General features: G+C 55.5%; 8 protein-coding genes and 1 tRNA gene. 2 read left to right on the top strand and 7 right to left on the bottom strand.

The window, feature by feature from the left end; all coding sequences use genetic code 11:
• Positions 1–83 precede the first annotated feature (83 nt).
• On the top strand, positions 84–1,034 hold the full coding sequence (locus H7A51_05610; GenBank protein MCP5535697.1) for a cysteine synthase family protein: 951 nt from the start codon (positions 84–86) through the stop codon (positions 1,032–1,034).
• Positions 1,035–1,096: 62 nt separating this feature from the next.
• On the opposite strand, the gene galK is transcribed toward H7A51_05610, so the two are convergent.
• The 5 genes from galK to H7A51_05585 all read right to left on the bottom strand — a co-directional run bounded on the left by galK (position 1,097) and on the right by H7A51_05585 (position 12,993).
• Complete coding sequence (gene galK, locus H7A51_05605; GenBank protein ID MCP5535696.1) at positions 1,097–2,269, bottom strand: galactokinase; 1,173 nt, start codon at positions 2,267–2,269, stop codon at positions 1,097–1,099.
• A 56-nt stretch (positions 2,270–2,325) separates the two neighbouring features.
• A complete protein-coding gene (locus H7A51_05600; GenBank protein MCP5535695.1) occupies positions 2,326–5,985 on the bottom strand; it encodes a DUF4981 domain-containing protein in 3,660 nt (1,219 codons plus the stop codon).
• A 28-nt stretch (positions 5,986–6,013) separates the two neighbouring features.
• Positions 6,014–9,685, bottom strand: coding sequence for a DUF4981 domain-containing protein (locus H7A51_05595; GenBank protein ID MCP5535694.1), 3,672 nt, complete (start codon positions 9,683–9,685; stop codon positions 6,014–6,016).
• Positions 9,686–9,820: 135 nt separating this feature from the next.
• Positions 9,821–10,870 carry a hypothetical protein gene (locus H7A51_05590; GenBank protein ID MCP5535693.1) on the bottom strand — a complete coding sequence of 350 codons (1,050 nt, stop codon included), beginning with the start codon at positions 10,868–10,870 and terminating at the stop codon, positions 9,821–9,823.
• Between the two features lie 1,070 nt (positions 10,871–11,940).
• The gene (locus tag H7A51_05585; protein MCP5535692.1) at positions 11,941–12,993 is read right to left on the bottom strand and encodes a galactose mutarotase; all 1,053 of its coding nucleotides are present in this window, start codon (positions 12,991–12,993) and stop codon (positions 11,941–11,943) included.
• Positions 12,994–13,160: 167 nt separating this feature from the next.
• Here H7A51_05585 and H7A51_05580 point away from each other — a divergent pair.
• Positions 13,161–13,247 (top strand) — tRNA-Leu (locus H7A51_05580).
• Positions 13,248–13,302: 55 nt separating this feature from the next.
• Here H7A51_05580 and H7A51_05575 read toward each other — a convergent pair.
• Together H7A51_05575 and H7A51_05570 are read right to left on the bottom strand one after the other, a co-directional pair.
• On the bottom strand, positions 13,303–14,172 hold the full coding sequence (locus tag H7A51_05575; GenBank protein ID MCP5535691.1) for a sel1 repeat family protein: 870 nt from the start codon (positions 14,170–14,172) through the stop codon (positions 13,303–13,305).
• Positions 14,173–14,192: 20 nt separating this feature from the next.
• Positions 14,193–14,975 carry a hypothetical protein gene (locus tag H7A51_05570; GenBank protein ID MCP5535690.1) on the bottom strand — a complete coding sequence of 261 codons (783 nt, stop codon included), beginning with the start codon at positions 14,973–14,975 and terminating at the stop codon, positions 14,193–14,195.
• Positions 14,976–14,980 lie beyond the last annotated feature (5 nt).

The raw sequence follows: 14,980 nt of genomic DNA, 5'->3' as shown, positions 1-14,980 counted from the left end.
CAAATACCAAACTCCAAATATCAAATTTCACAAAGGGGGTGTTTTGAGCTTTTCAATCATACTGCTTGCTCCATTTTGGCTCCATGAAAAAGCTGCCTCGTCATCGTTACCTTCACCGCATCCCACCGACACCACTTGTCCCTGTTTGCCTCATGGGAGGGGCACCTGAAATCTGGTGTAAACTGGAGTACTTGAACCCATCGGGGTCGACCAAGGACCGTATTGCCCGCCACATTTTGGAAAAGGCCTGGAGGCAAGGCAAAGTGGGGCCGGGAGACCTGGTGGTGGAGGCCTCGTCGGGGTCGACCTCGATTGCCCTTGCGTTGACCTGTGCGCAGATGGGGCTCAGGTTTCTGGCATTCATCCCGGATACCGCCACCAATGAGCGCTCACTGATGATCCAGGCCTATGGTGCCGAAGTGAGAAAGGTGGGCGGTGGTATGCCCGAGGTGATCAGGGCGGCGGCCGATTATTGTGAGGCAGAGGGGGCGTTTGCTGCCAGGCAGTTTGAAAACGAGGATAATGCCGAGGCCCACCAGCTATTTACTGCACGTGAAATCATGGCACAGCTCCCCGATGTGAATATCGATGCCGTGGTTTCGGGTATTGGCACGGGGGGGACCCTGGTGGGTATGCACCAGGGCTTTACCAGCGCAGGCTGTGTGACGCGTCCCGTGGCGGCGATTCCGCAGTGTGCTGACGGAGCGATGGTTTCCAACGTGGAATGCTGCTCGTTACGATTCTCGAAGGATGTTCCCGGTGTGATCGACGGCTGCTCGAAACTGTTTTCCGATTGGCGTCAGACACCCGATGCCGTTGATCTTGTTGAAATAGCGGTGGATGACTGCCGTTGTATGGAGCTTACCCACCAGCTTTGGAAAATGGGATTTCCTGTTGGTCCGTCATCCGGGCTTAACCTCGCGGCCGCGATGGATGCGGCTGTCGATTTACCGGAAGATGCCACGATCATTACCGTGTTTCCTGACCGGATGGAGAGATACTTCTCCCACAAGGTGTTTGAGGGGGTAAGGTAGGACAGCTTTGCAAGCTGTCGGCAGGATATGTGCTTGGGTTGTCGACAGCTTGTAAAGCTGTCCTACTCTCCTAACAGCAGCCTTGCGCCCTGGCTTGGCCGGGATAGGAAGATCTCGGGCTTAATGCCGGTGCGCTCTGTGTATTGCTTGTTCATGGCCGCGACGATGGTGTCGGCCTGTGACGAATCGCAGAGAGTGACGGTGGAGCCGCCGAAGCCGCCGCCGGTCATACGGGAGCCGATCACCCCGCCGTCTTTGCCGATGGATTGCGCGATCTCGACCATGATGTCGAGTTCTTCGCAGGAGACCTCGAAATCGTCCCGCAGCGAGGCGTGGGAGGCATACATGTATTCCCCGAGGGCTTCAAAGGCATTGGACTCGAGAGCCATGACGGCATCCTTGACCCGTTGGATTTCCCCGACCACGTGACGTGAACGGCGGTAGATGACATCGCCCATTTTTTCCTTCGCGGCTTCGACGTCATCAAGAACAACATCGCGCCAGGATGGCTTGCCGGTGATTTTCAGACCGTCCTCGGTATTCTTCCGGCGCGAGGCGTAACCGCCGTCTGAGAGCTCGTGCGTCACACAAGTGTTCGCAACAATCACGGTGAGGTCCGGGTTTTCAAAGGGGACGAGATGAGGTTCTCCATTCTGGCAGTCGATGAGGACGAGATGGTCTTCCTTGCCAAATGCCGAGGCAAACTGGTCCATGATACCACATGGGCAGTGGGCGTAGTTGTGTTCGGCTTTCTGGCAGAGAAGGGCCTTGGCTTTGGTATCGAGGGTCACGCCGGTCAGTCCTTCGAGCAGTGTGGCGGTGGCCAGCTCGAAGGCAGCGGATGATGACAGCCCGCCCCCTGACGGCACGTTGGATGTGATGAATGCGTCAAAGCCAATGAGCGTGCAGCCGCTTTCCTCGCGGAAATACTGCATGACACCACGTGGGTAGTTGGCCCATTTGGGTTCGGCCTCAAGGATGTCAGCAGAGACATCGACCTCCACGATGTCGCCGCCCAAAGACGATGCCAGCCTGGCCTTGGAGGTGCCATTGGGGGCAGCCGCGATGATGATGTTCTGCGCCAGTGCGAAGGGGAGCACAAAACCATCGCAGTAGTCGATGTGTTCACCGATGAGATTGACGCGCCCCGGGGCGGCGGCAATGACGGTGGCGTCCTGGTTGAAGGTATTTTTGAGACCGGATTTAGCTTCGTTTGTCAGGTGTGTCAGATCCATGGTATGAGGTTGAGTGAGCAGGTATTGATTAGGAGGAAATGATGTGGAGGGAAGCCTCAGTGTACGATCGGCGTGAGGCGGAATGCGTAGTGGTAATTGCCTCGTGAAAAGAGACGGTATTTGGCCAGGGGAAGTTGCCCCCACGACGTTGTTCCACCGACGCCAGTCTGGCCGTAATCGATGTGAATGGCGATATTTTTTTGCGGGCTCAGGTCGATGGGATGGCGTGCGAGCTCGAGGTCTTTTTCCGAGTATGGGTAGGCCGAAACCTCGAGCTGGTGATTGCCGAGTGTTTCGATCTTGAGGCCGTTGCCATTCTCTGCGACAAAGGACGACCAGCGGATGTCACAGCGGTTCGAGGCGTCCTGTGGATCGAGGTAGAGGTTGAAGAGGTCTTTCACTTTGCCCGAATAGAGGCCGACGTGTGCGGAGCGTTGGCGGTCGATATAGTTTTCATGTGGTCCCCGGCCGAACCATGTCCATCTGTCCTGGGTGGCAGGGATGCTGGTGCTCATACCGATACGCGGCAGGAACTCGGCGGACTCCGCCTTTTTCAAACTGAGCTGGAGGTCGATGTCGATGCTGTCATGGATGGTGTATGTTAGAGTGGCCTTGCTGTTACCGGGTAGAGACAGTTCGAAGATGACCTTGTTCCCGTCGGTCCGAGAAGCGGTCACCCTGGCTTTATCGGCCAGGTTACGCCATGGCGACCACTTGCGGTGGAGCTTGGCCCCTTCGTCGTTGTTGATCGGGACGCGCCAGAAATTGAGTTCAAGCGGGGAGCTGAGTTGTTCTTTGCCGTCGAACATGAGCGAGTTCAGGCTGCCATTTTTCCCGTTGAAGGTGAGATGGTATTTTCCGTGGGAAACCTGATTGTTCTTCAGGGTGATTTTACCCTGGGGGGCAGGCTTGACAGCCCATGTCTGGCCGGGGATGAGGAACTGGTCGGTGGCGAGGCGATGGCCAGCGGCGGCCCATGGGGTGTCATTTTTCAGATGGAAGTTGAAGGTAATGTGGTAGTCATGGCCGGCTTCAAGCCCTTTGGGGCGGGGCAGGAGCAGATCGACACTTTGCCCTGCCTCAACCTTGAGTATGGGAAGTGCGGATTGACTGATTTGTTTTCCATCTTTGGTGATGACCACTTCACCATTGACGTTGCTGAGGTTGATGAAGTTGTATTCGTTAGAGAGCTTGAACTGAAGCCCGTCGCCGGTGAGGTCGATGGCTTTGACATGAATGGATTGATAAACATAATGCACTTCCGGGCACTGCGGGCCGAATGTGCGGTCGGGGCGAACGAGGCCATTGAGGCAGAATGAACGTTGGTTAGGCTGGTCACCAAAGTCGCCACCGTAAGCCCAGAAGGTTTCGGTTTTCGGTTCCCTGGCAAGTTTGCGGAAGTCGAGATCGACCACGGCCTTGGCTTGATCAAGCTGGCCCGGGTTGAGGGCGCGGTTGAATAGGCGGACAGCCGCGATCGAGCCGTCGAATCGGCGTGAAAGTTTTTCGGCATTGAGGCCGATGCCGAGATCGAAGTTATTGCCACTGACCTTGCCGGTGGCTGGTTTCGCTTTGGCGAGTTTGCCATTGATGTAGAGTTTGAGTTGCTTGCCATCGTAGCTGCCAACGATGTGCTGGAACCTGGACTGCCAGTTGTTAGGTAGTGGTGCTTTGATGCTTTTCCAAGTGGTGGTGTAGACAAAAAACTCGATATTCCGCCCGCTGTTATCAACCTTGAGTGAGTAGCAGGTATCTCCCTTGGTCAGGATCGGGTAGCCGTCGGACTCGTTGCGGTTGTTGTTTTCAGAACCGGTGGGTGCGGCTTTGTTGCCACGGACGTAGGCTTCAAGAGTCAAGCTGTCTGACGGACTGAGATCAGGTCGGTCAGTGATAATGACCCCTCCAGCGGGCAGGCCTTGTATTGCGTGAAGGACACCCATGAGCTGGGTGCCGGGGCCACAGATGTCCCTTTTGTGTTTCTTGGTGAGCAGGCCCTGGTCCACCCAGTCCCAGATACAGCCACCTTGCAGAAGTCTTTCCTTGCGGATGTCGTCCCAGTAGTCGGTGAGGTTTCCCGAGGAGTTCCCCATGGCGTGGGAGTATTCACACTGGATAAGCGGGCGTTGTTGGTTCAGCGGTTTTTGTGACTCCTTGCGGCAGTATTTGATGGAGTTTTCCACGGTGGAATACATGGGCACAAAGATGTCCGTGTGGGCGCGTTGGCCGAGCTGTTCGTAGACGACGGGCCGTGACGGATCGCGCTGCTTGATCCAGGCGTAGCACTTCTGGAAAGCCGGGCCGTCACCAGACTCATTGCCCATTGACCAGGCAATGATCGACGGAAAATTCTTGTCGCGCTCGACGAAGTTTTTCATCCGGTCGAGGTGTGCCGGTTCCCAGGACGGGACGCGGGCGAGAGAACCCTTGGCGTGGGCACCCCATCCCATACCGTGGGCTTCGAGGTTGGCTTCATCGATGACGTAGAGACCAAGCTCATCACAAAGCTCCAGGAAGCGGGGATCGTTCGGGTAGTGAGATGCGCGCACGGTGTTCATGTTCAGGCGTTTCATCAGGATGATATCCTCGCGCATGCTGTCCTCCTTGATGTAGTGGCCTGTGACCGGGTGGTGGTCGTGACGGTTGACGCCCTTGATCAGCACCGCCTTGCCGTTGATGAGCAACTGGCCGTCTTTGATGACGGAATTTTTAAAACCAACTTTGTGAGCGTAGTAAGAAGTAGCTGCGCCCTTGGCGTCTTTGACCGTGATGAGTGCGGTATAGAGAGTGGGGGACTCAGCCGACCATGGAGAGACTTTAAAAGGGTCCCCCTCTTGGATGTCCATTGGTTTCCCCGAAGGGTCGAGCAACGTCAGCTCTGTTTTTGCGCCATTGTTTTCGAAAAACGTAGGGATGAGTTGAATTGACCCGTTGTCGGTGGCAGGATCGAAGGTGGTTTTGATTTCTATGTCGCGGAGGTCGGCAGTGGCGTTGGCGGACCAGAGGTAGACATCGCGGAAAATACCGGCGAGGCGCCAGAAATCCTGGTCTTCGAAATAGGAGCCATCGCTGTGCTGATAGACTTCAACGGCGAGGGTGTTGCTGCCGTCTTTCAGGTATTGACTGATATCGAACTCCGCGGTGGTGCGCGAGTCCTGGGAGTAGCCGACTTTCTGGCCGTTGACCCAGATGTAGAATGCGGATTCAACCCCTTCGAAGGCGATGAACGTGCGGCGACCTTTCCAATCGGGAGAAACCGTGAAATCACGGCGGTAGGAGCCTACCTGGTTACGGTTTTCCTTGGGGAAAGTGAGGAAGTGGCCCTCTGGTTCACCCATGACGAAGGGTGGATTTTTTTTGAACGGATACTCAGCATTCGAGTAGACAGGAGTGCCGTGTCCCTCGAGTTGCCAGTTGGAGGGCACCGGTATGTCGGTCCACGCAGAGACATCGAAGGTGGGTTGATAGAACTCCTTGGGACGTTGGTCAGGGTGGCCGACCAGATTAAACTTCCAGGTGCCGTTGAGCAGTTGGCAGAAGGGGGACTCGAGCCGGAGTTTGGAAAGGGCGCCTTCCTGCGTGGGGAAGGGCATTTTTACCGCGTGGGGGGCTTCCTTGTTGATACGGAAAACAGCCTCGTTCTCCCAGTCGGGTGCTGCGTGGGTGGTCATGACCATACTGGTGATCAAGGTTCCGAGAAGAGAGCATTGGGTTTTCATTGTTGATCGTGGGTTGCCGGACTTTGATTTACCTGGCTTCGATTTTGAAGGAGTAGCTGTAGGAGCCTGTGGCTTTATACTGGTGTTTGGGGAGGGCTTGTTGGCCCCATGAGTTAATACCGCCGAGACCTGTTTGCACATGGTCGATATTGACCGTAATGACATCGCGTTTGGGGATGTCGCAGGGGTGCAGGACACCCTCGAAGTCCGACATCAGGCAGGGGTAGGCACCGCCTTGAAGGAGTGATTTTCCGAGTGCGGTAACCACAAGCCCCTGATGGTCGGTGTTGAGGAGGCTCATGTGACGGATACCCATACGGTTGCCTGTTTCCTGGGGCTCGACGTGGGGGAAGGCGAGATCGGCAACCTTTTTCTCGTAGATGCCAACACGACCACTGGCCTGGCGGTCGATGTAACACTCGTGGGGTCCCATGCCGTGCCATGTGAAATGTTCATAGCCGGCTGGCAGCAGACATTGCATGCCGATGCGCGGGATGTTGCCCAGTTTGCCTTTGGGATCGATCTCAAGCGTGACGTGAAGCGCTCCGTTGGAAACGAGGTAATTGATCTGTCCAACCGTTTTTCCTGCGGGGATACTGAGTTCGTAAAACAAATGGGCCTTGTTTTGCTTGATGTTGCCCTTGGCTGTGACCTTGGCATTCTGTCCCGCATTGCGCCACATGCCGCAGCGTTGAATGTAGTTGTTAGCCCGGTCGTTATCGACGGGAGGACGCCAGAAATTGAGGTGCAGTGGGCCGGCAAGCAGTTCGCGCCCTGCTTTTTTGATCGAGGTGACCTGGGCGTTGCTGTCATTGATGCTGACGCTGAAATCACCTTGGGTGAGGGTGGTGATTCCCTGGCTGGTTTCGGCCTGGACCGCTGGACCACCGAATGAGACAACGGGGGCAGGGCGGTTGCTGAGAGCGGTTTCGAGATCGGCGACAAGGTGCCCTTTTTTTGCCCAGATGGTGTCCGCGCGAAGGCGGAATTCGAGTCGGACGTGGACCTCCTTGCCGACTGGTATTTTGACCGGGAAAGTAATGGTTCCTTTTTGGCCCGGCTTGATATCGGCGGCGGCAAGCGGCACCTCGGCATCCGCCTTGCCATCGACAAGCGTGATGGCGAAGAGATCGTAGGCATCCAGGTTGGTAAAGGTGGATGTATTCCAGAGCGTGAGTGTAAGTTTGCCATTTTCGGCTTCGGAGTTAAGCAGTCTAACATTCTGATAGCTGGTGAACACCTCGGGTGCCTGGGGAGTGGGCTTACGATCAGAGGCGATCACGCCGTTGCAGCAGAAGTTGCCATCGTTGGGTTGGTCTCCGTAGTCGCCGCCGTAAGCGAAGAACTCGAGAGGTTTTCCGGATTGCTCAAATTGGGTGAAGTCGAGGTGGAGGAGCGTTTGCACACTGCCTGGTTTGGTAAACTCCGTTGCGGAGATTTTTACCGACTTGATTTCACCGTGGAATGACCGCTTGCTGACTTGTGCATTGTAACCAATGCCGACGGGGTAGTCGCTGGCGGCAATGTTGCCTGTTAGTTTTCGGGTGACATCAATAGCTCCATTATCGACAGAGAGGCGCATTTCATGCGAGTCGTAATGGGCTGTGATGGTGTGCCAGTTTCCAACCCAGTCGGATGGTAGGTCGGCGGTGATGCTTTGCCATGTTTGTTGGTAGATGAAAAACTCCAACTGGCCTTTGTTGTTGATTTTGAGGGCGTAACTCTGGTCCCCTTTGGTCACGATCGGATTATTCCCCTTGTTACCAGCTGCGGGTTTGACGACCGCCTCGATGGTGATTGTATCCTTGCTGTTGAGGACATCACCCGTGGCAAGCACATAGCCAGAGGTGAGGCCGTTGGTTTTATCTAACGAGCCATTGACGCGGATGCTGTTCTTGTTGGCCGAGAGATCATGGAGTGTGGCTGGGGCAGGTTTGGTTTTACGCAGCCCCTGGTCGACCCAGTCCCAGATGCAGCCGCCTTGGAGCAGGCGTTCTTTTTCAAAAATCATCCAGTAGTCCCAGAGTCCGCCGGACGAGTTCCCCATGGCGTGTGAATACTCGCACTGGATGAGCGGGCGCTGTTGGGCGAGGGGTTTTTTCTCTTCGTTACGGGCGTAGTTGATACACCCCTGATGATTGGCGTACATCGGAGTGAACAGATCGACGTGGGCGGCATGTCCGGCACGCTCGTAGTGCACGGGGTATTTGACGGAGGCATTTTCGCGCAGCCATTTGGAGCAGGTAACAAAGTTCACCCCGTCTCCGGCTTCGTTACCCATGGACCACATGATGATGGATGCGTGGTTCTTGAGCGACTCGGCCATGTTGATGATACGGTCGAGGTGTGCCTTTTCCCAGCTTGGGTCTTTGGCGAGGGACTCCTTGCCGTAGCCCATGCCGTGGGACTCGATGTTGGCTTCACTGATGACGTAAATGCCGTATTCATCACAGAGTTCGTAGAAACGGGGATCGTTCGGGTAGTGGGAGGTTCTAACGGTGTTGACGTTGAGTTGTTTCATCAACTCCAGGTCTTTACGCATGGATGCCTCGGAGACGTAGTGGCCGGTGTCGGTGTCGTGGTCGTGACGGTTGACTCCCTTGACGAGAATGGCTTTGCCGTTGATCAGCAGTTGGCCGTTTTTGACTTCGGATGTTTTGAACCCGATCTTCTGATGGTAGTAGTGGGTGGGTTTTCCTTTTTCAGGACCTACACCGATGATGAGCGAATATAGATTGGGGGCTTCGGCCGACCAAGGTTTGATATCCAGTCCACCGGTTTCGATGGTGGCCGTTTCCCCGGGCTTGCTGAGAATGGCAGGAACCGTGAAGGCGAAGCCGTCGGCTGAGATGATTTGGGAGGTCACTTTGACGTGCCCCTTGTTTCCGTGGCTAACGGGCAGCACGGAAAACTTGAAATGACCTTTGCCGTTTTTGTCGAGAGTCGCTTCAACGGTGAAGTCTTTCAAGTCTGTCTGCGGCGATGATGTTAGATAGACATCGCGGAAGATCCCCGAGAGCCGCCAGAAGTCCTGGCACTCGAGGTAGGAGCCGTCCGAATAGCGGTAAACTTCCACGGCGATCGTGTTTGCACCATCTTGCAGGTAGGGGGTCAGGTTGAACTCGGCAGGGGTGCGTGAGTCCTGGGAGTAGCCGACTTTTTTGCCGTTGCACCAGAGGTAGAAGGCGGATTCGACACCGTTGAAGGTGATGCTCGTCTGACGCTGTTTCCAGTCGGCAGGCAGTGTGAATGTTTTCAGATATGATGAAACCGGATTGCGTTCAGTGTAGCTCGTGTAGTGCTTGGGAGGCTCACCCATGACAAAGGGTGGATTTTTTTGGAACGGGTAGCGGGTGTTGACGTAAATGGGGGTGCCGTATCCTTGGAGTTCGACGTTTGATGGGACTGGGATCGTTTTCCACGAAGAAGAATCAAAACCGGGTTTGTAGAAACCGACAGCGCGTTTGTCGGGGTGGTTGACCCAATGGAATTTCCAATCGCCATTGAGGAGCATGCAGTAGGGGGACTCCATGCGGAGTTTGGAGACGGCCCCTTCTTTGGTGGGGAAGGGCATCTTGACGCAGTGGGGGGCTTCCTTGTTAATGCGGAAGATATTCTGATTTTCCCAGTCGTGGGCTGCCGGAGAAATAGCCGAGGTGGTTACCAGCATCAAAGGGATCAATAAATGAGGATGTTTCATAGGATCGGGTTTTAAATAGGTCAGTAGGGATGAAGGTGAAGCGAGGGATAAAGGATTCCTGTAAAGCGTAGAAAAATGGCCCCAACGCGGCAACGTTGGGGCCATGAATGGAAGCAGAGGCCCTGGTTTCCGGGATTACCAGAAGACGTAGTAAAGGGCGATGGTCAATACACACACGGCAATACCGACCATTTTGGCACCTTTGGAACCTTCGAGACAGATTTCCTTGTTCTCGGGTAGAACCACAGGCGTAGGCATTGGCTTCACAATCGTGATGATGACACCGATGACAAGCACGATGAAGAAGCAGATGGCCATCCGGTCGAGGAAGGCAATCTCATTGGAATACCACCAACCGTTGCCGGCGATCCAGGCACCAAGGAACAGCTTGAATGCGCCGTAGGCTACGATGTTGGTTACGATTCCGACCACACCAAACCAGCGTGGGGTGCGTGGGGAGAAGAAACCAAAGATAAAGACAGCGAGCAGACCCGGCGAGATGAAGCCTTGGAACTCCTGGATGTATTTGAAGATGCTTTCGAAGTTATCGAGGGATGGCGCCACGAGAGCTGCAAGCAGCACAAAGATAACCACGAAAATCCGGCCCACCTTGACCAGTTTGTGGGATTCGGTTTCACCAGAAAACTTGGCGTATAAGTCCATGGTCGCAATAGTGGATGCAGAGTTCAACATCGATGCCAGTGAACTGATCACCGCGCCGCAGAGGGCGGCTAGAACAAACCAGGAAATGAGAGGGTGGGGTTTGATCAGGTTTCTAACCAGGACGGGGAATGCCGCATCGTAGTCGTAGCCCACAAGATTGGCCCCCACACTGAGTTCAGCATTTTTCTCAATGGCTTTGTTGGAAAGGAAGTTGATTCTGTCGGCATCAGTAACAGCGGGAGCATCCGTGACGCCTTTTTCCTTACGCTCGTTTTCGATGAAGGTCGTTGCCTCCGCAGCAGAAATGCCCGCGAGCTTGCTGTTGGTGGCAATGATACCAGCGACCAGATCGGATTGTCGGTCGGTGAAGGCCTGATCGACCGTGATGGTTTGGTTGTCCTTGATTCCTTCCAGCGCCTTGATGTTTTTCTCAGCGGCGGATTCATGGAGATCACCCGAGAACAGGTTGAATGCGAGGATACCTGGAATAACGACGATGAAGGGGATGATCAGTTTCAGCATGGCTGCAAAAACGATTCCCTTTTGGCCTTCTGCGAGTGATTTTGAACCGAGCGTTCGCTGCACGATATACTGGTTCAGACCCCAGTAGAAAAAGTTGGGAATCCAAAGACCGATGAGCAATGCCGTCCATGGAATGTCGGTATCCTCCTTGGGGCGGACCATGTGCATCTTACCACCTGAGCCATTGGGGCCGTTGACGGCTTCGGCTTCGCCGCGGACACCGTCGTTGAGAAGCTTGATACGTTCCCAGGCCGAGGCACCTTCGAGGTCGGCCACGGTTGCTTCCGAGTTTTCAACCTTGGTGAGGATGAGTTCGTCCGCCGGTTTGTCGGCGATCGTTTGGAAGGCGAACCACATGACGAGAGCACCACCAAGGATGAGGGCGGCGCCCCAGATGAGGTCGGTCCAGGCGCATGCCTTAAGACCTCCAACAAAGACATAGACGGCAGCAAAGGCGGCGATCAGCCAGCACATGGCGGTCAGGTTGTTGATGACCGGAACATCATTGTAATATTCGGAAACGAACTTGGCTCCGGAAAATATCACGGATGATGTGGTGACAAAGACCAGGGTGACAATGGCCGGGATGGCCATGGCAAGACGGGCGACACCGTCGAAGCGGTATTGGAGGAATTCAGGGATGGTGTAGAGACCGGCCTTGAGGAATTTCGGCAAGAACCAGAATGCCACGAATACAAGCGTGACGGCGGCCATCCACTCGTAGGATGCGATCGACATTCCGAGCCAGTTCGCTGCGGAGCCGGACATGCCGACGAATTGTTCAGTGGAGATGTTAGCCGCGATCAGTGAGAAGCCGACCAGCCACCAGGTCAGGCCGCGACCGGCGAGAAAGTAGTTGGCGGCACCTTTTTCGCTGCCATCGGCCTCTCCATCCTTGGATTTCCAGATCCCGAGTCCGATGACTCCGATGACGGCGATAATAAACAGGGTGACTTCCAATGCGGTGTTCATAATGGTGTGTGTGGTTGTTGATATCTGCGATAACGAGAGTGTGTCAGACGACTGGATACTAGAGTGTGGAGGAGGGGGTAGGGAAGGTCAAATTCCACCTAGGCAAACCGCCAGATGAGGTCGTGTTTGTAGGTTTCACCGGGGTGAAGAATGGCCGATGGGAATTGGGGATGGTTTGGCGCGTCGGGGAAGCCCTCGGTTTCCAAACAGAGTCCGGAGCGGTGATGGAACGGAGCCGAGAGAAAGTTGCCCGTGTAAAACTGCACGCCCGGCTGGTTGGTGAGGACTTCCAGTGTCCGACCCGACCCCGGGTGGTGGACGACGGCTGCTGGGTGGGACTCGCTGTTGTCGTCATGGTAGCTGCGCAGCACCCAGCAGTGGTCGTAGCCTCCGGCGAGTCTGATGGGCTCGTAATCGGCGTCGATTCCTTTTCCGATCAACTGCGGACGGGTGAAGTCCATGGGCGTGTCGGTGACGGAACGGATTTCCCCGGTCGGGATCATGCCCGCATTGGTGGGCAGGAAATAGTCGGCATGGATCTGGATCTGGTGATCGGTGACGGGAGAGTCAAGATGGCCGCTGAGGTTCCAGTAGGTGTGGTTGACGAGGTTGACCGGGGTGGGTTTGTCCGTGGTGGCCTCGGCGTGCCAGCCGAGCTCGTTATCATCGCTGAGCCAGTAGGTGACGGTGACATCGAGATTGCCGGGGTAACCCTCCTCGCCGTCTGGGGAGGTGAGTTTGAGCCGGACACCGTGCCGGTTTTCCTCCGTCAGCAGTTCACCTTGCCAGATTTTGGTATGAAATCCTTCGGGGCCACCGTGGAGGTGGCAGGGGATACCGGCGGGGTCGTTGTTGGTGGCGAGGGGGTAGCGGGTATGGCCGATGCTGAATGCGCCATGCGCAATCCGGTTGCCAAAGCGACCCACGGAAGCACCCAGGTAGGCCGCGGAGTTGTTTGCCCATCCCTCAAAGGAATCGTGGCCGATGGTCAGTTCCTGTTGAGAGCCGTCCCCGTTGGTCCAGATGACGCTTGTGAGATGCGCCCCTAATTCACTGATCTTCGCCTGCAAACCGCTTGCGCTCCTGAGTGTGAAGATGCGGGCGGCTTGCCCGTTGAGTTCACCATGAATGTCGGAAAATGATGTTGGCATTTCTGGTTGGAGCAATTTCTAAAGGAATCTTCCGACGTGGAAAGGAAAAAACGCACAAGATGCCGTCATGACGCGGATGGGTCCAAGCTGGGAGTGTTCTAGAAAAAACTTGAAAAAACGTGGTTGCAATTATCCGGACAAGCTGCTTCATTCCGCCCGTCTTCAGTGCGCGCGTGGCGGAATTGGTAGACGCGCATGATTCAGGTTCATGTGTCCGCAAGGACGTGGAGGTTCGATTCCTCTCGCGCGCACCATTGAAGATCAGTGGGCTGGCCGTTGATTTTGCGGCTTCATCAAAGTAGGGCGGGATTAAATAACCTCACCATTCATTTTGTCCAGCAGCTTGGTGGCTTGTTTGTGGAGGTGGTGTTTTTCCGGGACGGTGGTGCATAAGCGGTGGATCCAGAGTTTGGCGTCATGGTTTCCCGACGCGTGTCCGTATCCGGCGCGGTAAAGTTTCGCCAGTTCAAGCATCGCGCGCGGTGTGCTGACCCAGGCTTCCTTGGCGACGCGTTGATACCATTTGAGGGCTTCGGTGGGATTGTAATAGGGAGCGTCCGGGCTGTTGTATAAATCGGCTAACAGAATGTGACTGGCGTCGTAACCTTCGTCGTGTGCCTTCAGGAGCCAGGGGATGGCTTTTTCCGGGGTTTCCGCATATTCGATATAGACCTTGGCGATATGGATCATGGCCTGCCGGTATCCTGCATCGATGGCTTGTTTGAACCACTCGATGGCTTGGGCGTTATTGCGAGAGGCGTTTTTTCCATGGGCATGGGTTCTGTAGTGGTAGCCTAGAAAACACATCGCACTTGGATTGCCGAGAGCCGCGGCTTTGAGATAGAGATCTAACGAATCTTCCTCATTGGTGTTGAAGCGGAGCTTTGAGGCCAGGCGGCACATCGCTTCAGAGTGGCCTGCATCGGCGGCGCGTTGGAACCAGATTCTTGCTTTGGTGAGGTCACGTTCCGTTCCCCAGCCGTCACTGTATCCGTGCCCGATCGCGAACCATGTCTCGGGATCTCCTTGTTTGGCGAGTTTGAGCAGGTTTTTGAACATCGTTTGCAGCTCGTCCTGCAAGGCGTTCAGTTTGGAGAAATAGTCGGAAGGGTCTTTGGGGTGTGCGATATAGATCTGGGTCGACGCTATGAATTGTTCGGCTGGTGACGGCTGGCTCATAACGGCAATGGATGTGGTGCTTACCAAACACCGATAATGGCCGAGAAGGTGAGGATGGTTTCCTCCCCGGGTTTGAGCAAGGATTTTCCGACCAGGGTATTGGGCATGGTGGTGGCGAGGAAGGGGCTGTGTTTGAAACTCCCGGTGTCGGTGTGGATGGTGCCTTCGCGGGTGAAGCCACCGTAGGGGTCGATGTATTTGATTTTAAACGAAGTGGCACCGCGTGGGAGTTTTCTGGGGATCTCGGTGACGACCACGAAGTGGGCGCGGATCGGCCACCAGGATTTTTGCCCGACTTCCTTGCTGTATCGGTAGGCATAACGGCGGATGCTGATGATGGGGGGCAGGCCTTTTTTGAGGGAGTCGGCGAGGCGCGCGTGGCTTCGCTTGAGGAGCTTGCCGAGGTCATCGCGCGAGCCCCGGCTGATCACCTCCTGTTTGATTTTCGGCAGGAAATAGGGCGCGCGCATCTCATTGGCCATGTCGGTGAGGTCGAGCAAGTTGACGCCCTGTTTGGGATTCCAGCGGTTGACGCTCTTGACATGCAGGGACGGCTTATTGCCCCAGGTGCCTACCACAAAGCGGAGCCGGGTCCGGCTGTCTTTTCCCGGCACGGCGTGGAATGCCTTTTGCCATTTTTCGTCCCCGTATTGAAAAGCGTTGAGCAGAGACGCGGGGCCGCAGGCATTGCCGTAGGCGCGCCGCTGGTTGACCGGGGTGGCCTTTTCATTGGGTGCCTTGAGCAGCTCCTGGGCAACAAGTTGCCACGGGGTCAGGATGATGAATGCCAGCAGAATCCGCATGCAAA

Source organism: Akkermansiaceae bacterium, assembly GCA_024233115.1.
Lineage (GTDB): Bacteria > Verrucomicrobiota > Verrucomicrobiia > Verrucomicrobiales > Akkermansiaceae > Oceaniferula.
This window is presented reverse-complemented; position numbering and strand designations above follow the sequence as displayed.

What these genes read in the sequence shown, in the direction of transcription:
- H7A51_05610 (MCP5535697.1), top strand. Translation starts at nt 84, where the DNA reads ATGAAAAAGCTGCCTCGTCATCGTTACCTTCACCGCATCCCACCGACA.
- galK (MCP5535696.1), bottom strand. Translation starts at nt 2,269, where the DNA reads ATGGATCTGACACACCTGACAAACGAAGCTAAATCCGGTCTCAAAAAT.
- H7A51_05600 (MCP5535695.1), bottom strand. Translation starts at nt 5,985, where the DNA reads ATGAAAACCCAATGCTCTCTTCTCGGAACCTTGATCACCAGTATGGTC.
- H7A51_05595 (MCP5535694.1), bottom strand. Translation starts at nt 9,685, where the DNA reads ATGAAACATCCTCATTTATTGATCCCTTTGATGCTGGTAACCACCTCG.
- H7A51_05590 (MCP5535693.1), bottom strand. Translation starts at nt 10,870, where the DNA reads ATGCTGAAACTGATCATCCCCTTCATCGTCGTTATTCCAGGTATCCTC.
- H7A51_05585 (MCP5535692.1), bottom strand. Translation starts at nt 12,993, where the DNA reads ATGCCAACATCATTTTCCGACATTCATGGTGAACTCAACGGGCAAGCC.
- H7A51_05575 (MCP5535691.1), bottom strand. Translation starts at nt 14,172, where the DNA reads ATGAGCCAGCCGTCACCAGCCGAACAATTCATAGCGTCGACCCAGATC.
- H7A51_05570 (MCP5535690.1), bottom strand. Translation starts at nt 14,975, where the DNA reads ATGCGGATTCTGCTGGCATTCATCATCCTGACCCCGTGGCAACTTGTT.